This window comes from Streptomyces sp. NPDC006283, assembly GCF_040613325.1.
Taxonomy (GTDB): Bacteria; Actinomycetota; Actinomycetes; order Streptomycetales; family Streptomycetaceae; genus Streptomyces.
The window spans coordinates 1-18,894 of the sequence record NZ_JBEXRZ010000078.1 but is presented as its reverse complement, the minus strand read 5'-3'; the positions used below and the strand labels follow the sequence as shown (position 1 = coordinate 18,894).

At 69.4% G+C, this 18,894-nt stretch carries 19 protein-coding genes and 1 riboswitch; of the genes, 8 read left to right on the top strand and 11 right to left on the bottom strand.

Annotated elements, in window-relative coordinates:
* Window positions 1-168: 168 nt before the first annotated feature.
* Together ABZ070_RS18095 and ABZ070_RS18090 are read right to left on the bottom strand one after the other, a co-directional pair.
* The gene (locus ABZ070_RS18095; RefSeq protein WP_356634898.1) at window positions 169-1,533 is read right to left on the bottom strand and encodes an NYN domain-containing protein; all 1,365 of its coding nucleotides are present in this window, start codon (window positions 1,531-1,533) and stop codon (window positions 169-171) included.
* A 37-nt stretch (window positions 1,534-1,570) separates the two neighbouring features.
* A complete protein-coding gene (locus ABZ070_RS18090; RefSeq protein ID WP_037774904.1) occupies window positions 1,571-1,813 on the bottom strand; it encodes a hypothetical protein in 243 nt (80 codons plus the stop codon).
* Between the two features lie 151 nt (window positions 1,814-1,964).
* Between ABZ070_RS18090 and ABZ070_RS18085 the strand changes: the two genes are divergently transcribed.
* The 7 genes from ABZ070_RS18085 to ABZ070_RS18055 all read left to right on the top strand — a co-directional run bounded on the left by ABZ070_RS18085 (window position 1,965) and on the right by ABZ070_RS18055 (window position 8,179).
* On the top strand, window positions 1,965-2,696 hold the full coding sequence (locus ABZ070_RS18085) for a rhomboid family intramembrane serine protease (RefSeq protein WP_356634896.1): 732 nt from the start codon (window positions 1,965-1,967) through the stop codon (window positions 2,694-2,696).
* On the top strand, window positions 2,693-2,974 hold the full coding sequence (locus tag ABZ070_RS18080; protein ID WP_356634894.1) for an Lrp/AsnC ligand binding domain-containing protein: 282 nt from the start codon (window positions 2,693-2,695) through the stop codon (window positions 2,972-2,974). Before ABZ070_RS18085 ends, ABZ070_RS18080 begins: the two co-directional genes overlap by 4 nt.
* A gap of 168 nt (window positions 2,975-3,142) precedes the next feature.
* On the top strand, window positions 3,143-3,436 hold the full coding sequence (locus ABZ070_RS18075; RefSeq protein WP_356634892.1) for a small hydrophilic protein: 294 nt from the start codon (window positions 3,143-3,145) through the stop codon (window positions 3,434-3,436).
* Window positions 3,405-4,850 carry an ATP-binding protein gene (locus ABZ070_RS18070; protein WP_356634890.1) on the top strand — a complete coding sequence of 482 codons (1,446 nt, stop codon included), beginning with the start codon at window positions 3,405-3,407 and terminating at the stop codon, window positions 4,848-4,850. The genes ABZ070_RS18075 and ABZ070_RS18070 overlap by 32 nt, the downstream gene beginning before the upstream one ends.
* A complete protein-coding gene (locus tag ABZ070_RS18065; protein WP_356634888.1) occupies window positions 4,847-5,506 on the top strand; it encodes a response regulator transcription factor in 660 nt (219 codons plus the stop codon). The genes ABZ070_RS18070 and ABZ070_RS18065 overlap by 4 nt, the downstream gene beginning before the upstream one ends.
* An 85-nt stretch (window positions 5,507-5,591) precedes the next feature.
* Window positions 5,592-7,022 carry an SLC13 family permease gene (locus ABZ070_RS18060; RefSeq protein ID WP_356634886.1) on the top strand — a complete coding sequence of 477 codons (1,431 nt, stop codon included), beginning with the start codon at window positions 5,592-5,594 and terminating at the stop codon, window positions 7,020-7,022.
* Window positions 7,019-8,179 (top strand): glycerate kinase, encoded by a 1,161-nt coding sequence (locus ABZ070_RS18055; RefSeq protein ID WP_356634884.1) that lies wholly within the window; start codon window positions 7,019-7,021, stop codon window positions 8,177-8,179. Before ABZ070_RS18060 ends, ABZ070_RS18055 begins: the two co-directional genes overlap by 4 nt.
* 7 nt (window positions 8,180-8,186) lie before the next feature.
* Here ABZ070_RS18055 and ABZ070_RS18050 read toward each other — a convergent pair whose 3' ends face one another.
* From ABZ070_RS18050 to ABZ070_RS18025, 6 genes are all read right to left on the bottom strand, one after another.
* Window positions 8,187-9,548 (bottom strand): aminotransferase class V-fold PLP-dependent enzyme, encoded by a 1,362-nt coding sequence (locus ABZ070_RS18050; protein ID WP_356634882.1) that lies wholly within the window; start codon window positions 9,546-9,548, stop codon window positions 8,187-8,189.
* A 178-nt stretch (window positions 9,549-9,726) separates the two neighbouring features.
* Window positions 9,727-9,844: riboswitch (SAM riboswitch) on the bottom strand.
* A 74-nt stretch (window positions 9,845-9,918) separates the two neighbouring features.
* Complete coding sequence (gene trpD, locus ABZ070_RS18045; protein WP_356634880.1) at window positions 9,919-10,983, bottom strand: anthranilate phosphoribosyltransferase; 1,065 nt, start codon at window positions 10,981-10,983, stop codon at window positions 9,919-9,921.
* Between the two features lie 124 nt (window positions 10,984-11,107).
* Window positions 11,108-12,733, bottom strand: coding sequence for a cytochrome bc complex cytochrome b subunit (locus tag ABZ070_RS18040; protein WP_356634878.1), 1,626 nt, complete (start codon window positions 12,731-12,733; stop codon window positions 11,108-11,110).
* Window positions 12,730-13,806, bottom strand: coding sequence for a Rieske 2Fe-2S domain-containing protein (locus tag ABZ070_RS18035; RefSeq protein ID WP_356634876.1), 1,077 nt, complete (start codon window positions 13,804-13,806; stop codon window positions 12,730-12,732). Before ABZ070_RS18035 ends, ABZ070_RS18040 begins: the two co-directional genes overlap by 4 nt.
* On the bottom strand, window positions 13,803-14,612 hold the full coding sequence (locus tag ABZ070_RS18030; protein WP_356634874.1) for a c-type cytochrome: 810 nt from the start codon (window positions 14,610-14,612) through the stop codon (window positions 13,803-13,805). Before ABZ070_RS18030 ends, ABZ070_RS18035 begins: the two co-directional genes overlap by 4 nt.
* A gap of 92 nt (window positions 14,613-14,704) precedes the next feature.
* Window positions 14,705-15,325: a heme-copper oxidase subunit III gene (locus ABZ070_RS18025; RefSeq protein ID WP_356634872.1), complete on the bottom strand. Its 621-nt coding sequence runs from the start codon at window positions 15,323-15,325 to the stop codon at window positions 14,705-14,707.
* A 181-nt stretch (window positions 15,326-15,506) separates the two neighbouring features.
* Here ABZ070_RS18025 and ABZ070_RS18020 point away from each other — a divergent pair, with 181 nt between their 5' ends.
* Complete coding sequence (locus ABZ070_RS18020) at window positions 15,507-15,908, top strand: hypothetical protein (protein ID WP_356634870.1); 402 nt, start codon at window positions 15,507-15,509, stop codon at window positions 15,906-15,908.
* 14 nt (window positions 15,909-15,922) lie between these two features.
* Here ABZ070_RS18020 and ABZ070_RS18015 read toward each other — a convergent pair whose 3' ends face one another.
* The 3 genes from ABZ070_RS18015 to ABZ070_RS18005 form a co-directional block, all read right to left on the bottom strand.
* On the bottom strand, window positions 15,923-17,182 hold the full coding sequence (locus ABZ070_RS18015; RefSeq protein ID WP_356634868.1) for an Ig-like domain-containing protein: 1,260 nt from the start codon (window positions 17,180-17,182) through the stop codon (window positions 15,923-15,925).
* Between the two features lie 120 nt (window positions 17,183-17,302).
* A complete protein-coding gene (locus ABZ070_RS18010; protein WP_356634866.1) occupies window positions 17,303-17,701 on the bottom strand; it encodes a cytochrome c oxidase subunit 4 in 399 nt (132 codons plus the stop codon).
* On the bottom strand, window positions 17,698-18,894 hold a 1,197-nt coding region (locus ABZ070_RS18005; RefSeq protein WP_356634864.1), incomplete at its 5' end, for a cbb3-type cytochrome c oxidase subunit I. The genes ABZ070_RS18005 and ABZ070_RS18010, both read right to left, overlap by 4 nt.

The following is an 18,894-nucleotide window of genomic DNA, read 5'->3' as shown; positions in this document are numbered from 1 at the left end:
GGCCTGACCCTAGTGACCTTCTTGTGATCAGTTCAAATCCTCGCAGGAAAAATCTCGCCCCGCGAGGTGTTTCTTTACTCTCATCACACGCGTAGTAATGGTTACTTGACGCAACGTCCCACCTGCGTTGACGCCAAATCGGGCATATGCCGTGTGAGTTGCCAGACTCTACGAGACGCGCGAAAGCCGCTTCAGCAACAAGGCGGACGCGACCGGTCTGGCGCCCGCCTTCGCGACACCGTCGGCCACCTCGCGATCGGTCGAGACGACCACCACGGGCCGGCCGGGCGGCTCCGCACGCACCAGCTGGCGGATCAGCTCGTCGGCGGTCACACCCGCCTTGGAGAAGAGCACGCGCACCCCGCGCGGCGGCGCCAGCAGCACCGGCGCGGCCAGTTCGGCCCCGTCGAAGACGCAGGTGATCTCGGCACCGGAACGGGCGGCGAGCATGGACAGCCCGCCCAGCAGCCGCAGCCGCTGCTTCTCCAGCGGCATCGTCGGATAGCCGGTCTTGGTGACGTTGTAGCCGTCCACGACCAGATGTGCCTGGGGAAGCGCCAGCAGCTGGTCGAGGAGGGCGGGGTCGGTCTCGGACAGCGCACGGGCCGCGATGTCCTTGGGCGACATCCGTCCCGGCTCGACGGCCTCCACCGTGTCGGCCGGATGGATACCGGCCGGCGGCAGGGCCAGCTCGCGGCGCAGCCCCTGTGCGGCGTCCAGCACCGTGTCGAGGAGCAGCCGCAGCCGCATGTCCTCGATGGAACGGCCCTCACGGGCGGCCCGGCGGCCCGCCTCGACGGCGGACTCGGCCTCCGCCAGACGCGCCTTGAGCCGCCGTGTCTCGCTCTCGGCGGCCGACACCTGGGCCGCGGCCTGGGCCCTGATGCCGTCGATCTCCGCTTCCCTGCGCCGCAGGGCGGCCTCGCCCCGCTTCACATCGGCCTGGGCGCTGCGCAGCTTGCGGTGGAGCGACTCGCTCTCCTTGCGGGCGCCCTCGAGTTCGGTCCGCAGGCGGTCGGTCTCGCTCCTGATCTGGCCGCGGGCCTCCGCCAGTTCCTCGCGCAGCCGGTCCAGCTCCCGTCGGCCTGCCTCGTCGGCGCGCTCGGCGTCGGCCCGCAGCGCCTCCTCGCCCGCGGCGGCCACCATCTTCACCCAGCCGGGAGGACGCAGCACATAAGCGGCCGCCGCCACGTCGACGGGGTCGGCGGCGGCGGGCGGTGCACCGGACTCGAGGGCCGCGGCCAGCTCGGGCTGGGCCTTGCCGAAACGTTCGCCGATGCGCTGGCGGAAGAGGGGGTCGCTCTCCAGCGCGGCGGCCATCGCGTTCCCTGCGAACTTGGCGCGCCGGGTGGGGGTGAATCGGGCGTACTGGCGCAACTGTGCCGGAAGTTCGGCGACGGTCAGGCCGCCGAACGCGTCGGAGACCAGGGCGACGACCCGCCGTCGAACCCCTTCCGGCAGCGGGCGGTCGAGCGCCTCGGCGGCGTCGCCGGCCGCACCGGCCGACTCGGCGCCGTTGTCAGGCTGCTCCACGATCCGTCACCCCTACCACCCATGCGGGCCGCTCCGTTCAGGAGCCGGCGCCCGGCCTGTCCACCAGCTCGATCTGGTCCACCGCGTTGCACCAACGGCACCGGACCGACTCGATGGTCTCACTGACGACCTCGCGCTCCTCCACGGTCGGCTCTCCGGCCAGGTCCAGATGGACGTATTCCACGACCTTCGAGGAGCGCGTGACGTCGAAGCGCGTGAGGTTGCCGCAGAGTGTGCAGCGCCACCGGGTGTCAGCGGTCGGCGAGGGAACCGTCGTCATCGTGCCGTCCTCTTTCGTCGTGCGGGATGCTGGTGCCGCGGTGCGCCGTCGAACTGCGGATGTACTGCCTGCAACCCTACGGCCTCGCGGGTACCCCATGTCGCGGCGAGGCACTCTGTACCGTTCGGTCCCGCTAAGCCATGCTCTGTCCATGATCAGTCGGTGGGGCACGGCCAGGCATGCGATCCGGAACGCGGTGAGAGGTCCGGCCGTGACATACGGCCTGATTGCGGTCTGCTGCGCGATCTTCGTCATCAGTCCGGTCTCCGGTCTGAACCTCTCGTACGGCCTCGGCGACCGGCTGCTCGCCGCCCAAGCCGCGTACTTCGAACAATGGGGGGTGATCCCCGCCGAACTGATGGCGGGCTCCCCGGGCGCCCTGCTCACCCCGCTCACCGCCCTTTTCGTACACGGCAGTTGGCTGCACCTGCTCGGCAACATGCTCTTCCTCTTCGTGTTCGGTGCGATGGCCGAGGAGCGGATGGGCCGGCTCGGCTTCGCGCTCTTCTACACAGGGGCCGGCTATCTCGCGCTGCTCGTCTACTCGGCGGTCAACGACCACTCGGAGCAGACCCTGGTGGGTGCGTCGGGGGCCATCTCCGCCGTGCTCGGGGCGTTCCTCTTCCTCTTCCCGAGGGCCCGGGTGACCAGCCTCTTCCCCTTTCTCTTCTTCCTGCCGCTGCGCTTCCCCGCCTGGGCGGTACTGATCTTCTGGTTCGTCCTGCAGTGGCTGGCGGCCAGGGGTGCGGGCAGCGGGCCGGGCGTCGCGTATCTGGCACACCTGGTGGGGTTCGGGGCGGGCTTCGTCTACGCGTGGGGCCGCTACGGGCGTGGGACTAGAGTGAACCCATCTGCAGCGACCGAGGGAGAAAGCCAGCCGTGATCACCGCGATCGTGCTCATCAAGACCAGCGTCGACCGTATCCCCGAGATCGCCGAGTCGATCGCCGCGCTGGACAGCGTCAGCGAGGTCTTCTCCGTCACCGGCACCTACGATCTGATCGCCATGGTCCGGGTGGCCAGGCACGACGACCTGGCGGATGTGATCCCCGGCCGGATCAGCAAGATCCAGGGCGTCGAGGCGACCGACACCCACGTCGCCTTTCGCACCTACTCCCAGCACGACCTGGAGGCGGCGTTCGCGATCGGCCTGGACGCGTAGCTCAAGAGGCGGCGCCCCCGATCGCGCTCGCGGGCCGGTGCCCGATACCGGCCGCTCGCGAAGCCCCGGCCCTGCCGGGCGAAGGCTCCACGGGCCCGAGGCCCCAGATGAAGGAATCCTCATCTTGGCCTCATCCGGGGCCCTTGCCCCGGCGCGAGGATGACCGGCATGACCTTCACCCACCGTATGGCGACCCTCGCCGCCGTCGTCGCCATCCCCCTGGGCATCGCGGCGACGAGCTACGCCCTGACCGACGCACCCGAGACGCCCCGGGTGCCGCCCGCCGTGGAACTGGACGCCACGCCACGTCCGGCTCCGCCGCCCACGGGCAGCCCGGCCGGCACACCCTCGGGCACGCCGGCCGGTACACCGCCGAGCACCGCGCCCACCTCCGACGCGGTCGTACCCGGCCCCCCGGCCACCGACGACGATGACGACGACGACCTCGGTGAAGAGAACTGACCGCCGGATCTCCGCACGGGTCCGCATTCTGCTCTGGCTGCTGCTGATGATGACAGTGGCCCTCGCCGCAGTGGCCACGACCACCCGCTCCCTGCTGCTGAGGGACATCGACCACCGGATCAACCAGCTGCTCACCCAGGAGAGCCAGGAGTTCGCGAACTTCGTACCCCAGGGTGTCGACCCGGACACCGGCCGCACCTTCACCGACCCGGCGAAACTGCTCCACGTCTTTCTGCGGCGCCAGTACTCCGACCCCGACGAGGAGCTCCTGGGTCTGACCCGGCCGCCAGGGCAGGGCCTTCACGTCATACGGCAGTCCCGCGACATAAGGGCCTCGGTCGCGCTCCACCCCGACCGCGCCCTGCTCGCCGCGATCTTCGACTCGAAGGCCCGCTCCGGCGTCCTCGACCGGCCGGAGGGCGAGGTGCACTGGGCGAAGGTGCCCATCGACTCCGCAGGACCGGCGGGCCCGGCGGCCTTCGTCGTCGCCTTTCACGCCGACCACGAGCGGTCCATCGCCGACGACGCGTTCCGCACCCTGCTGGTGATCTCCGCCGTGGCGCTGCTGCTGACGACCGGGATCGGCTGGGTGGTCGCGGGCCGCATTCTGGCGCCCGTACGGCTGGTCAGGGCGACCGCGGAACAGCTGACCGAGCAGGACCTGACCCAGCGGATCCCCGTCCGGGGCCGCGACGACATCGCCGCGCTCGCCGAGACCTTCAACGCCATGCTGGACCGGCTGGAGCGGGCCTTCGCGGGCCAGCGCCAGTTCGTCGACGACGCCGGGCACGAGCTGCGCACCCCCATCACCATCGTGCGCGGGCACTTGGAGGTCATGGGCGACGACCCCGCCGAGCAGCGCGAGACCATCCGGCTGGTCACCGACGAGCTCGACCGGATGAGCCGGATCGTGGAGGACCTGCTGCTGCTCGCCAAGGCCGAACGGCCCGACTTCATCCGCCCCGAGCCGGTCCAGCTCGGCGAACTGACCGCCGACGTCTTCGTGAAGGCGAGAGCCCTGGGCGAACGGGACTGGGTGCTCGACCAGGTGGCCGACCGCGAGGCCGTGCTCGATCCGCAGCGCATCACCCAGGCGATGGTCCAGCTCGCCCAGAACGCCGTGCAGCACACCGTCCCGGGCGCCCGGATACGGATCGGTTCACGCGAACTCGACAGCGGTGTCGAGCTGTACGTCGCCGACAGCGGCCCCGGCGTGCAGGAGCAGGACGCCGAGGTGATCTTCGAGCGGTTCCGGCGGGGCACCGCCCGCCGCGGCGCCCGCACCACCGGCGCCGGGCTCGGCCTGTCGATCGTCAGGGCCATCGCGGAGGGACACCGGGGCGGCCGGGTCGAACTGCGCCGCACCGACGGCGGAGGGGCCACATTCGTACTCGTCATGGAGGAAGCGCTGTGAACCGCATTCTGATCGCCGAGGACGAGGAACGGATCGCGTCCTTCGTCGAGAAGGGGCTGCGCGCGGGCGGCTTCACCACGACGGTCGCCGCCGACGGGGACACCGCCCTCGCCTACGCGGTGACGGGCGGCTTCGACCTGATGCTGCTCGACATCGGGCTGCCCGGCCGGGACGGCTTCACCGTGCTGCGGGAGCTGCGCGAGGCGAGGGTGACACTGCCCGTCGTCGTGCTGACGGCCCGCGACTCGGTACGGGACACGGTGGCGGGCCTGGAGGGCGGCGCCGACGACTGGATCACCAAGCCGTTCCGCTTCGAGGAACTGCTCGCCCGTGTGCGGTTGCGGCTGCGCACCGCGGCCCGCGCCCCCGAGGTGACCGTGCTGCGCAGCGGCGACCTCAGCCTCGATCTGCGCACCCGCCGGGCGCGTGCGTCCGAGCGGACCGTGGACCTGACGGCACGTGAGTTCGTACTGCTCGAGCTGTTCCTGCGCCATCCAGGACAGGTGCTGTCCCGGGAGCAGATCCTCTCCCATGTATGGGGGTACGACTTCGATCCCGGTTCCAACATCGTGGACGTGTATGTGCGGGCACTGCGCAAGAAGCTCGGCGCGGCACGGCTGGAGACCGTACGGGGCATGGGCTATCGCATGCCGTAGAAGGGCGGATTCAGGACGATCCGGATGAACTTTCCTTCATCGAAGGCTCATCGACGCCTCACGGCGGGCTCCGAGACTGATCGTCGTGACCCTCTCCCTCCGCCAGGCGGTCTGGCTGTGCGCGGCGCTCAGTGTCTGCGCCGTGCTCGCCGTCCCCACCGTGCTCCCCACCCTGAACGGTGAAGCCCGGTTCACCCTGGCCGTGTTCGCCGTCGCCACCTGCGTGTGGATCGCCGCTCCCGTCGACGACACCTATACGGCGCTGGGGGCGGGGCTGGCCCTGACGGCGACCGGGGTGATCAGTGCCGACACCCTCTTCGCCACCCTCGGCGACGCGACGATCTGGCTGCTGATCTGCGCGTTCGTGCTCGCCGCCGCGGTGGCGAGGACCGGGCTCGCGGGGCGGGCGGCCGCGTTCCTGGTCAGTGGGGCCCGTACAGTACGGCAGTTGGTTCATCTGACCACCGCCGCGCTGGTCGTCACCGCGTTCGCGGTGCCGGCCACCTCGGGCCGTGCGGCGCTGGCCATGCCGGTGTTCCTCGCGCTCGCCAAGGCGCTGGCCGACCGGCGGCGGCTGGTGGTGATGCTGGCACTGCTCTTTCCCACGGTCGTCCTGCTGTCGGCCGTCGCGACCCTCATCGGGGCGGGGGCGCATCTGATCACGGTCGGTGTGCTGTGGGAGCAGACCGGTGAGCGGCTCGGCTTCGTGCAATGGCTGTTGCTGGGCCTGCCGCTGGCCGTCGTCTCGTCGCATCTGGCCGCGGAGATCGTGCTGTTGACGACGACCTCGCGGGCCGAGCGGCGCGGACCGGTGAAAATCACCGCCGCGCTGCTCCAGGAGCACTCCCCCACACCGGTGACCGGCCCGCTGACCACCTCGGAGGCCCGCTCTCTGATGCTGCTGGGCACGGTGGTGGCTCTGTGGTGCAGCGAGCCTCTGCACGGGGTACCGCCCGCGGTGGTCGCGTTGATCGGCGCGGTGGTGGCGGCCTCCCCCGCGCTCGGCACCGTACGGCTGAAGGACGGGCTGCGGACGGTGCCCTGGCCGCTGCTGCTGTTCATGGCGGCGACCACGGCGATGGGGGTGGCGCTCGCCGACTCGGGAGCCGCCGGGTGGCTGGTGGGCGGGCTGCCCGGGGACCTGCCGGCCTGGCTGTTCCTCACCGTGATCGTCGTGGTCAGCACGGCCGCGCATCTTGTCCTGCAGTCCCGCTCCGCCCGCTCGTCGGTGCTCGTCCCCCTGGTGGTGGCAGCCGCCGTCGGCGCCGGAATCAACCCGGTCGCCGCCGCGCTCGCGTCCACCGCGGCCGCCGGTTTCTGTCACACCCTGCCTGCCTCCGCCAAGCCGGTCGCGCTCTTCGCCGACCCGCCGGACGGTGTGCCCACCTTCACGCCCCGCGACCTGCTGCGGCTGTCCGCGCTGCTCGCGCCGCTCAGCGCCGCCGTCGTGCTGCTGTTCGCCCTTGCCGTCTGGCCGCTGCTCGGCGTGCCCGTCCTCCTGGAGACCCAGCCATGAGCCGTACCCCCTTCCGCATCGCCGTCGCACCCAGCGGTTTCAAGGAGTCCCTGACCGCCCGCGAGGCCGCGGAGGCCATCGCGGAGGGCCTGCGCAGGGTCGCACCCGACGCCGACCTCGATCTGATCCCGCTCGTCGACGGCGGCGAGGGCACGGCAAAGGCGCTGGCCGCCGCGACCGGCGGCCGGCTCGTACCGCGGGTCGCCACCGGCCCGCTCGGCAGCCCGGTGCCCACCCACTTCGCCCTGCTCGGCGACGGCACCGCGGTCGTCGAGATGGCCGCCGTCGCCGGGCTTGCCCTGGTGCCGCCGGACCGCCGGGACCCCTGCGCCACCACCACATACGGGGTGGGCGAGCTGATCCGCGCCGCGCTGGACACCGGGGCGAAGCGGATCCTGGTCGGCTGCGGCGACTCCGGCACCTCCGACGGCGGGGCGGGCGCGCTCCAGGCGCTCGGCGTCCGCCTCCTCGACGCCGACGGCATGGAACTGCCTTCGAAGGGAGGAGAGTTGCGGCGTCTGGCGCGGGTCGACCCTGCCGGCCTCGACCCGCGCATCGGCGCCACCGAGATCCTGGTGGCCTGCAACCCCTACAACGTGCTGTGCGGGCGGCAGGGCGTGGCCAGGGTCTTCGGCCCCCAGAAGGGCGCGACCCCGGCGCAGGTGGAGGTGCTGTCGGCGGCCCTGGAACACTGGGCCGCCCACCTCACCGCCGCGCTGCCGGCCTCCGTCGATCTGCGCACGGCCCCCGGCACCGGCGCGTCGGGCGGGCTCGGCGCGGGCCTTGCGGCGCTCGGCGCCCGCCTGCTGCCCCGCTTCGACGTGCTGCTCGACCACATCGACCTGGACGCACGGCTCGCCCGCGCCGATCTGGTGATCACAGCGGAGGGCGCACTCGACGACCAGACCGTACGCGGCAAGATCCCGGCGGAGGTGGCGCACCGGGCCCGGGCCGCCCACGTGCCGGTGCTCGCCCTCGCCGGCACCCTCGGCCACGGCGTCCGCGCGCTCACCGCAGCGGGCGTGGACGCCTACGGGTCGATCGTTCCGGCGCCCGTACCGCTGCCGGAGGCGCTGGACCGCGCCGGCGAGTTCCTCGCCGACGCGGCCGAACGCACGCTGCGGATGGTGTTGGTGGGGACGCGTCTCGCGGCGTGAACGGGCGTCAGCCGCGGTCGGGCACGCAACGGCCGTCCTCGGTGCGGTACTTCCACTGCGCACCGTCACGGACCAGTTCCTTCACGGCGCTCACGAACCGATCCACGTGCTCGTCCGGAGTGCCCGCGCCGAAGCTGACGCGGATGGCGTTGAGGGACTTCTCCCCCGGCTTCGCCTCCGGCGCGCCGCACTCGCCGACGTCCTGCTGGTCGCCACCCAGCAGGGTGCGCACCAGTGGGTGGGCGCAGAAGAGGCCGTCGCGCACGCCGATGCCGTACTCGGCGGACAGCGCCGCGGCGAAGTGCGAGCTGTTCCAGCCCTCCACCACGAAGGAGATGACACCGACCCGCGGCGCGTCGTCGCCGAACAGGGACAGCACCTTGACCTCGGGCACCTCGGCGAGCCCCTCGCGGACCTTCGCGATCAGGTGCCGCTCCCGGGCGACCAGTGTGTTGAACCCCGCCTCGGTGAGCGCCTTGCAGGCGGAGGCGATCGAGTAGACGCCGATCACGTTCGGGGAACCCGCCTCGTGCCGGGCGGCGGTGGTGTGCCACTCGACGTCCACCCCGCCGTCGGTCCGCCGCGTGACCTTCCGGGAGGCGCCGCCGCCCGCGAGGTAGGGCTCCGCCTCCTGCAGCCAGTCGGACCGCCCGGCGAGCACACCGGAACCGAACGGCGCGTACAGCTTGTGCCCGGAGAAGGCCACCCAGTCGACGTCCAACTCCTGTACCGACAGCGGGTGGTGGGGCGCCAGCTGGGCGGCGTCGAGCACGATGCGGGCGCCGTGGGCGTGGGCGGCGGCGGCGAGCTCCTTCACCGGCCACAGTTCACCGGTCACGTTGGACGCACCGGTGACGCAGACCAGCGCGGGGCCGTAGGGGTCGCGGTCGGCGAGTGCGTGCTCCAGGGTCCGCACGGCCTCCGCGGGAGTACGGGGCGCGTTCAGGTACGTCACGCGGGCGTCGCTCCACGGCAGCAGCGAGGCGTGGTGCTCGGTCTCGAAGACGAACACCTCGCAGCCGGCCGGCAGCGCGGCGGCGAGCAGGTTGAGCGAGTCGGTGGTGGAGCGGGTGAAGACGACCTGGTCGGTGTCCCGGCAGTCGAGGAACTCGTGGACCACGGTCCGGCTGTTCTCGAACAGGTCGGTGGACAGCTGGGAGAGGTAGCCGGCCCCCCGGTGCACGCTGCCGTAGTACGGGGCGTACGCGGCCACGTCGTCCCAGACGCGCTGGAGCGCCGGGGCGCTGGCCGCGTAGTCGAGGGCGGCGTAGCCGACTTCACCGCCGGTGACGAGCGGGACGGTGACGTCCCCGCCGAGGACCGGCAACGGGGCACAGAGGGACAGGTCGGCAGTGGTGGCGACAGACATGGCGAACTCCCGTACGGGCAGGCGAAAACGGTGCGTCGACGCAGCACAGGGCGGAGCACCGCAAGAGAAAAGGGTGACCGGAGAAGGGGCTGGTACGCCCTATCGCATTCGCTTGCTCACGAGACTGCTCCCTTGAGGACCAGGACCCCAGGGACACGGCGTTCGACGACGCCGCGGGGGTCCGCGCTTGCCACAGACCTCGCTGCCTGCGGCCTGGTCTTCACCCGGGGCACCCCGCCACGGACGGAGGGTTGCCGGACAGCGGGCCGGGGCCGTAATCGCTGTCACTCATGACCTTGGGAAGCATCCTGCCATACGTCTCGCATGACGCAAGGGCGCGGTCCACGATCCGGACCGCGCCCTTGCGGCGTCATGCGTTGCTGGCCGCCACCCAGCGCTCCAGCGCCGCCCGCGCCGCCCCCGAGTCGATCGACTGGGCCGCCCGGGCCACCCCCGCCGCGAGCTGCTCGTTCAGCGTGCCGTCCGTCGGCTCCAGGGCCGCGAGCGCCGCCGCCGAGTTGAGCAGTACGGCGTCCCGCACGGGCCCCGTCTCGCCGCCGAGCAGCCGGCGGGCCACATCGGCGTTGTAGGAGGCGTCGGCGCCCCGCAGCGCCTCGACGGGGACGAGATCGATCCCGATGTCGCGCGGGTCGAACGCCTCCTCGCGGACGGCGCCGTCGCGGACCACCCACACCTTGGACGTGGCGGTGGTCGTCAGCTCGTCGAGGCCGTCGTCGCCGCGGAAGACCAGGGCGGAGGAGCCGCGCTCGGCGAGCACCCCGGCCACGATCGGCGCCACCCTCGCGTCGGCCACTCCGGTGGCCTGGGCCTTGACCTGGGCCGGGTTGGTGAGCGGCCCGAGGAAGTTGAAGGTGGTGCGGATCCCGAGCTCCTTGCGGGCGGCGGCGACGTGCCGCAGCGCCGGGTGGAACTTCACGGCGAAGCAGAAGGTGATGCCCGCCTCCTCTGCGACCTGGACGACCCGCTGCGGGGTCAGCTCCAGATTGACCCCGAGCTTCTCCAGCACGTCGGAGGCGCCGCTCGCGGAGGACGCGGCCCGGTTGCCGTGCTTGACGACCTTGGCCCCCGTCCCGGCGACCACGATCGCGGACATGGTGGAGATGTTCACCGTCTTGGCCCCGTCGCCGCCGGTGCCGACGATGTCGACGCTCGGTCCGGGCACCTCGATCAGGTTGGCGTGCGCGTACATCGTGCGCACCAGGCCGGAGATCTCCTCGACGGTCTCGCCCTTGGCACGCAGCGCGACCATGAAGCCGGCGATCTGGGCGTTGGTGGCCTCGCCGCTGAGGATGCGGTCCATGGCCCACGCGGTGGCCTCGGCGCTCTGGTCGCGGTTGTCGAGGAGGGCGTTCAGCACGCCGGGCCAGGAGTGGGCCGCCACGCTGTCGCCGCCGACCGGGGTCACAACGTTCATGGTCCGCTCCTGGGTCCACAAGCCAATAGGGATGGTTCCACCCTATCCAGCCCCGGGGACGGCGAAGAGCCCCGTCCAGCGAATGGACGGGGCTCCTGCCGTGGCGACGTATCAGCGCAAGGGATCAGTGGTGGCCGTGGCCGCTGGCGATCTCCTTGTACTCCTCGGTGGTCGCCTTGGGGATCTGGGTCCCCTCGCCGTAGTAGCTCTTGCTGAGCCTGGCGCGCAGCTTCTCCCTGCGCGTCACCTTGCGCCGGACGCCGTTCTCGTCGACCTCGGGGCCGATCTCGGCGGGCTTGTACTGCTCGTGGGCGGTCAGCTTGTAGAGGTCGCCCTGTGCCAGCGGCTCGTGGACCTCGACGAACTCACCGTGCGGCAGGCGCTTGATGATGCCGGACTCGCGTCCGTGCAGCACCTTGTCCTTGTCGCGCCGCTGCAGACCCAGGCAGATCCGCTTGGTGATGATGAACGCGAGAACCGGTCCGACGAAGTACGTGATGCGGACGAACCAGGTGATCGCGTTGATCGACAGGTGGAAGTGCGTCGCGAAGATGTCGTTTCCACCGCCGAGCAGCATGATCACGTAGCCGGTGACCCAGGCGACGCCGAGCGCGGTACGAGTCGGAGCGTTGCGCGGGCGGTCCAGGATGTGGTGCTCGCGCTTGTCGCCGGTGATCCACGACTCGATGAACGGGTACAGCGCCAGCGCCGCGAGGACGACACCGAAGAGAACCAGCGGGATGAACACGCCCAGGACCAGGGTGTGGCCCCAGAGGTTGATCTCCCAGCCCGGCATCACTCGGACGAGACCCTCGGCGAAGCCCATGTACCAGTCGGGCTGGGCACCGGTGGACACGTGGTCCGGCCGGTACGGGCCGAGCGCCCACACCGGGTTGATCGTGAACATGCCGGCGATCAGGGCGATGACACCGAAGACCAGGAAGAAGAAGCCTCCGGCCTTGGCCATGTAGACCGGCAGCAGCGGCATGCCGACGACGTTCTTGTTCGTGCGGCCGGGGCCCGCGAACTGCGTGTGCTTGTGGTAGAAGACCAGGATCAGGTGCGCCACCACGAGGCCGAGCATGATGCCCGGCAGCAGCAGGATGTGGATCGAGTAGAACCGCGCCACCATGTCGTGGCCCGGGAACTCCCCGCCGAACAGGAACATCGAGATGTAGGTGCCGACGATCGGCATCGACAGGATCGCGCCCTGCGTGAAGCGGACACCAGTGCCGGAGAGCAGGTCGTCCGGGAGCGAGTAACCGGTGAAGCCGGTGAACATGCCGAGGACGAACAGCAGGAAGCCGAACAGCCAGTTGATCTCACGCGGCTTGCGGAACGCACCCGTGAAGAACACGCGCATCATGTGCACGAACATCGCGGCGAGGAAGATCAGCGCGGCCCAGTGGTGGATCTGCCGGATCAGCAGACCACCGCGGACGTCGAAGCTGATGTCCAGCGTCGAGGCGTACGCCTCGGTCATCCGGATGCCCTGCATCGGCACGTACGAGCCGTGGTACTCGATCTCGTTCATGCTCGGGTGGAAGAACAGCGTCAGATACACACCCGTGAGGATGATGATGATGAAGCTGTAGAGCGCGACCTCGCCCAGCATGAAGGACCAGTGGTCCGGGAAGATCTTGCGCATGTTGGCCTTGGCCAGGGAGTAGATCCCGAGCCGGCCGTCCGCCCAGTCGGCCACCCGCTCGCCGGCGGGTGCTTTCTTCTGCGTATCCGTTGCAGTACTCATCCGCGCTCCCAGAAGGCAGGACCGACGGGCTCTTCGAAGTCGCCGAGCGCCTCGAGGTTGCCCTCGGCGTTCACACCGATCCGCAGCTGCGGAAGCGGGTGACCGGCCGGACCGAAGATGACGCGGGCGCCGTCGGAGAGGTCGAAGGTGGACTGGTGGCACGGGCAGAGGACGTGGTGCGTCTGCTGCTCGTACAGGCTGATCGGGCAGCCGACGTGGGTGCAGATCTTCGAGTAGGCCACGATGCCCTCGTGGGACCACTCGAGCTCCCGCTTGTCCTTGATGTCCTCCGGCTGGAGCCGGACGATCATCAGGGCAGCCTTGGCGATCTCGGTGTTGAAGTTGTGGTCGCTCTCCAGCAGGCCCTCGGGCATGGCGAAGGTCAGCGAACCGACGGCAACGTCCTCGGGACGCAGCGGCTCGTTCGTGTTCATGTTGATGAGCTGCTTGCCCTTGGCCCACAGGGTGCTGCGGAGCTTGTCCTCGGGCAGCGGACCCAGTTCGCGCAGCAGCACGACGCCGGAGAGCGGCACCATGGCCAGCGCGCCGAACATGGTGTTGCGGATCAGCTTGCGCCGCCCGATGGCGGACTCCCGGGCACCGTCCGCGAAGTCGGCCATGACCTTGGCCTTGACCTCGGGAGTGGCCTCGATCGCGTGACGGTCGTCGGCGACCTCCACGTCGGACATCAGGGTGCGCGCCCAGTGGACGGCGCCCGCGCCGATGCAGAAGAGCGCGAGACCCAGCGTCACGCCCAGCGAGAAGTTCAGCGCGCTGATGTGACCGAACGGCCAGATGAACACGATCTTGTCGACCGGGAAGATGACGAACGAGGCGATGAAGCCCACGGTCGCCAGCATCGACAGCGTGAACAAGAAAGCCACGGCACGCTCGGACCGCCTGGCGGCACGCTCGTCGATGTCCTGGATGCGCGGCTTGTGGGCCGGCAGTCCCGGGTCGGCGAACGGGTCGTCGTGGCGCTGTGCGACGGCGGTGCTGCCGCCGTGGGCCGCGTCGTGCGCGGCGCCCTGCTCTGCGGGCAGGTTCTCTTCTGGAATGTCTTGGCTACTCATGACTTCTTGGCCTTAGCGGTGTGGGCCGCGACCCAGATGGCAACAGCGATCAGCGAACCGAGACCGAAGATCCAGCCGAAGAGACCCTCACTGACGGGACCCAGGCCGCCCAGCGCGAAACCGCCGGGGGTCGGCGTCTCCTCGCCGTTCACGGTCTTGACGTACGCGATGATGTCCCGCTTCTGCTGCTCGGGCATCGTGGTGTCGGGGAAGGAGGGCATGTTCTGCGGGCCGGTCTGCATGGCCTCGTAGAGGTGCTTCGGGCTGACGCCCTCCAGGCTCGGGGCGTACTTGCCCTCGGTCAGCGCGCCGCCCTCACCGGTGAAGTTGTGGCACTGGGCGCAGTTGTTGCGGAACAGTTCGCCACCCTTGGCGATGTCCGCACCCTCCGGGCTGTACTGCTTCTCGGTCGGCGTGATCGGACCGGCACCCAGCGACGCGACGTACGCCGCGAGCTGGTCGATCTCGGCCTGCGAGTAGATGTTCTTCTTCTGCGGTACCTGCGCGCCGGGCTGCTGGGCGGGCATACGGCCCGTGCCGACCTGGAAGTCGACAGCGGCCGAGCCGACACCGACCAGGGACGGGCCGTCTGAGGTGCCCTGACCGCCGGTTCCGTGGCAGCTTGCGCAGCCGACGGTGTAGAGCTTCTGCCCCTCCTTGATGGCAAGGGACTGGGCGGTTTCATCGGCCTGCGCCTTGTCCGCGGGTGCGAACGCGGCGTACAGCCCCCCAGTGGCCGCCAGCGCGAGGAGTAGGACGACGACCGCCGCCAGCGGATGGCGTCGTCGTGCGGAGAGCTTTTTCACGGATTACCCCGGTGTCAGGATCTTCTGCGTCGATGCTTCTGGACTATGTCTGCTTCAGGCGGTGCCCGCTCGGGACGGACCGCCCGCGCCGATTACTTGATCATGTAGATCGTGGCGAAGAGGCCGATCCAGACGACATCGACGAAGTGCCAGTAGTAGGACACGACGATGGCGGCGGTTGCCTGCTCGTGGGTGAATCTCCTGGCCGCGTAGGTCCTTCCCAGGACCAGCAGGAAGGCGATGAGACCGCCCGTCACGTGCAGGCCGTGGAAACCGGTGGTCAGGTAGAACACGGAACCGTACGGGCCCGACGAGAGCGACATGCCCGCGTCCTTGACCAGCTCGGTGTATTCCAGGACCTGACCGCCGATGAAGATCGCACCCATGACGAACGTGATGATGAACCACGTCCGGAGCTTCTTCACATCACCGCGCTCCGCGGCAAAGACGCCGAGCTGGCAGGTGAGGGAGGAGAGCACCAGGATCGTGGTGTTGGTGGCCGAGAACGGGAAGTTCAGGTGTTCCGCCTGAGCCGACCAGTACTCGGTGCCCGTCACCGATCGCAGGGTGAAGTACATCGCGAAGAGGGCCGCGAAGAACATCAGCTCGGAACTCAGCCAGATGATGGTTCCGACGCTGGTGAGGTTCGGTCGATTGACCGACGGGTGCGCGTGCCCGGTTTCTACTGTCGTTGCTGTCGCCACGACCGACATTATGTCGGTCGCTTATCCCGCCCTCACTCCGGGGGGTGCCGTTCGGAGTGTTCCCACCCTCAACGGGTCGCTCGAGCGGGCCCGAACGGCCCATCGAAGCCCTGTCCGAACCGGTGCTGACAGGCAGTGGGACGGAGTAGCATCCGGCAGACAAGCCTGATCGAACGAGTGCGGAGGAACCATGCAGTCGAGCGCCACGGTCCTTGTCTACAGCGACGACGCGAACACCCGCGAGCAGGTCAGGCTGGCGACCGGCCGCCGGCCCGCCGCGGATGTCCCGCCCGTGCGCTTCGTGGAGTGCGCGACGCTGCCCGCCGTCCTCAAGGCCCTGGATGAGGGCGGCATCGACGTGTGCGTGCTGGACGGGGAGACGGTCCCGGCGGGCGGCATGGGCGTGTGCCGGCAGATCAAGGACGAGATCTTCGACTGCCCGCCCGTACTGCTGCTGATCGGCCGCCCGCAGGACGCCTGGCTGGCCACCTGGAGCCGCGCGGAGGCCGCGGTGACGCTGCCGGTGGAGCCGGTGGAGTTCGCCGCCTCCCTCGCCTCGCTGCTGCGCAGCCGGCTGGCCATCGAGGCCTGACGCGAGGAGGCCGGTCAGACGGCGGGACGCAGGCGGGCAGAGGCGGCGGTGACGTTGCCGTTCGAGGCCTCCGACCCGGGCACCAGGGCGCTGCCCTTGCGCCACTTGTCCCAGGACAGGTTCCATTCGCCGAAGCCGTTCCCGAACGTGTCCATCATGTCGCCGTAGCTGTTTATGACCTTGACGATGTCACCCGGTCGGACGGTGTCGTAGAACCACTTGGCGTTCGCCATGGACATTCCGGTGCAGCCGTGGCTGACGTTCGCGGAGCCCTGCGAGCCGACGGACCAGGGCGCGGCGTGCACGTACTCACCGCTCCAGGTGACACGTGTCGCGTAGTAGACGGGCAGGTCGTACGACTCGGAACTGCCCGCGGCTATACCGATGCTGGTGCTGCGCATCCGTACGAAGTACTCCTTGCCCAGCACGACCTTGATGCCGTTGCGGGTGTCGAAGCCGGGCTTGCCGGTGGTCACCGGCATGGTTTTGATCACTTCTCCGTTCCGCATGACCGTCATGGAGTGCGACGCGGCGTCCGTGACGGCTTCTATGCGGTCCCCGATGGTGATCTTGAGCGGCTTGGAACGGCCGCCGTAGAGCTTGCCCGCGACCTTGACGCCGTGGAGGTTGCTCGTGGCGTTCACTATCGCGCCTGTGGGCCAGTACTCCTTGGGCCGGTAGTGCAGGGTCTTGTCGTCGACCCAGTGCCAGGCCCCCTCCGTCGCGGGCTTCGAGGTGACCTTCAGGGCGCGTTCGACGACCGCCCGGCCCTTGCCGTCGGTGACGGCGAGGCTGAGCTTGGCGGTGATCGGCTGCCCCACGCCGTACGTGCCCGCCTCCGGGCCGAACTCCGCGGTCAGGAACCTCTTGGCGGGCGCCGTCTCGAACAACAGCGTGCGCTGCCCCGGCGCGCCGTCGTCGTCCTCCGTGGAGACCCTGACCGTGTATTTGGCGCCCGCCGAGAGAGGAGCGGTGGAGCGCCAGCGGGCGCCGTCCGCGGCGAGTTCGCCGGCCAGGTAGTGGCCGGCGTCATCTATGACGGTGACGTCCGTGAGGCGGCCGTCGTCGCCCTTGGAGGTCACCTCGAGGGGCTTGTCCGGATCGACCTTCGAGCCGCCGGCCGCGGCGTTGAAGCCCACCTGCCCTGCCGCGTCGTACGGAGCCGCGGACAGCGGATGCCTGTCCGGTTCGCCGCACGCGGTGGCGACCACCCCAAGGGTCACGACCAGCACGGTGCAGCTGACGAATGTGCGCATGTGAGGCGTCTGGTTCATAACCACACGGTATGAACGGTTGTCAGCAGCGGCGCGCCGGATGACTGCAAACGAGTGGGCCCGGTTCACCTCACTGGAGTGAGGTGAACCGGGCCCGTTCCGTGGTCCGCAAAGGCGGTACTACTGGTTCTGGTTCTCACCGCGGTAGTACTCGAAGACCCAGCCGAAGAGGCCGACCAGGATCAGCGGCAGCGAGAAGTACAGCAGCCACCATCCGATCGCCACGCCGAGGAAGGCGAGCGCGCCGCCGATGCCCAGCGAGAGCGGCTGCCAGCTGTGCGGGGAGAAGAACCCCACCTCGCCGGCCTCGTCGGCCACGTCGGCTTCCTTGTTGTCCTGCGCCATGGCGTCCACCCGCCGGGCCGTGAAGGCCAGGTAGTAGCCGATCATGACGCTCAGACCGAAGGCCAGGAAGAGCGCGGTGGTACCGGCCGGCTCCTTCGACCAGACGCCGTACAGGATGGCGACGGCGAGGATGAAGACACCCAGCCAGAGGAACATCTTGCCCTGGATCTTCACTTGCCGACCTCCTTGCCGCCGAACAGCGCGGTGTCCTTCTGCCCGTGGTTCTCGAGCTCCTCCATGGCGGCGATCTCCGGGTGGTGCAGGTCGAACGCCGGGGATTCACTGCGGATGCGGGGCAGGGTGAGGAAGTTGTGCCGGGGCGGCGGGCAGGACGTGGCCCACTCGAGCGAACGACCGTAGCCCCACGGGTCGTCGACCTCGATCTTCTTGCCGTACTTCGCCGTCTTCCAGACGTTGTACATGAAGGGGAGGATCGACAGACCGAGCAGGAACGAGGCGATCGTCGAGATCGTGTTCAGCGCGGTGAAGCCGTCGGCCGCGAGGTAGTCCGCGTAACGGCGCGGCATGCCCTCCGCGCCCAGCCAGTGCTGCACCAGGAACGTGCCGTGGAAGCCGATGAACAGCGTCCAGAACGTGATCTTGCCGAGCCGCTCGTCGAGCATCTTGCCCGTGAACTTCGGCCACCAGAAGTGGAATCCGGCGAACATCGCGAACACCACGGTGCCGAAGACGACGTAGTGGAAGTGCGCGACGACGAAGTACGAGTCGGAGACGTGGAAGTCCAGCGGCGGCGAGGCCAGGATGACACCGGTCAGGCCACCGAAGGTGAAGGTGACGAGGAAGCCGATCGTCCAGAGCATCGGTGTCTCGAAGGACAACGAGCCCTTCCACATCGTTCCGATCCAGTTGAAGAACTTCACACCCGTCGGAACGGCGATCAGGAACGTCATGAAGGAGAAGAACGGCAGCAGCACACCGCCTGTGACGTACATGTGGTGCGCCCACACCGTCACGGACAGACCGGCGATCGCGATGGTCGCGCCCACCAGGCCGATGTAACCGAACATCGGCTTGCGGGAGAAGACCGGAATGATCTCCGAGACGATGCCGAAGAACGGCAGGGCGATGATGTACACCTCTGGATGGCCGAAGAACCAGAAGAGGTGCTGCCACAGCAGAGCGCCACCGTTGGACGCGTCGAAGACATGTGCTCCGAACTTGCGGTCCGCCTCCAGGGCGAACAGCGCGGCCGCCAGGACCGGGAAGGCGAGCAGGACCAGCACACCGGTCAGCAGCACGTTCCAGGTGAAGATCGGCATCCGGAACATCGTCATGCCCGGAGCGCGCATGCAGATGATCGTGGTGATGAAGTTGACCGAGCCGAGGATCGTGCCGAAGCCGGAGAA

Bases quoted from the DNA above. Each gene is read 5' to 3' on its own strand.
- ABZ070_RS18090 (WP_037774904.1), bottom strand. From the start codon at position 1,813: ATGACGACGGTTCCCTCGCCGACCGCTGACACCCGGTGGCGCTGCACA.
- ABZ070_RS18085 (WP_356634896.1), top strand. From the start codon at position 1,965: ATGATCAGTCGGTGGGGCACGGCCAGGCATGCGATCCGGAACGCGGTG.
- ABZ070_RS18075 (WP_356634892.1), top strand. From the start codon at position 3,143: ATGACCTTCACCCACCGTATGGCGACCCTCGCCGCCGTCGTCGCCATC.
- ABZ070_RS18070 (WP_356634890.1), top strand. From the start codon at position 3,405: ATGACGACGACGACCTCGGTGAAGAGAACTGACCGCCGGATCTCCGCA.
- ABZ070_RS18055 (WP_356634884.1), top strand. From the start codon at position 7,019: ATGAGCCGTACCCCCTTCCGCATCGCCGTCGCACCCAGCGGTTTCAAG.
- ABZ070_RS18050 (WP_356634882.1), bottom strand. From the start codon at position 9,548: ATGTCTGTCGCCACCACTGCCGACCTGTCCCTCTGTGCCCCGTTGCCG.
- trpD (WP_356634880.1), bottom strand. From the start codon at position 10,983: ATGAACGTTGTGACCCCGGTCGGCGGCGACAGCGTGGCGGCCCACTCC.
- ABZ070_RS18040 (WP_356634878.1), bottom strand. From the start codon at position 12,733: ATGAGTACTGCAACGGATACGCAGAAGAAAGCACCCGCCGGCGAGCGG.
- ABZ070_RS18035 (WP_356634876.1), bottom strand. From the start codon at position 13,806: ATGAGTAGCCAAGACATTCCAGAAGAGAACCTGCCCGCAGAGCAGGGC.
- ABZ070_RS18025 (WP_356634872.1), bottom strand. From the start codon at position 15,325: ATGTCGGTCGTGGCGACAGCAACGACAGTAGAAACCGGGCACGCGCAC.
- ABZ070_RS18020 (WP_356634870.1), top strand. From the start codon at position 15,507: ATGCAGTCGAGCGCCACGGTCCTTGTCTACAGCGACGACGCGAACACC.
- ABZ070_RS18015 (WP_356634868.1), bottom strand. From the start codon at position 17,182: ATGAACCAGACGCCTCACATGCGCACATTCGTCAGCTGCACCGTGCTG.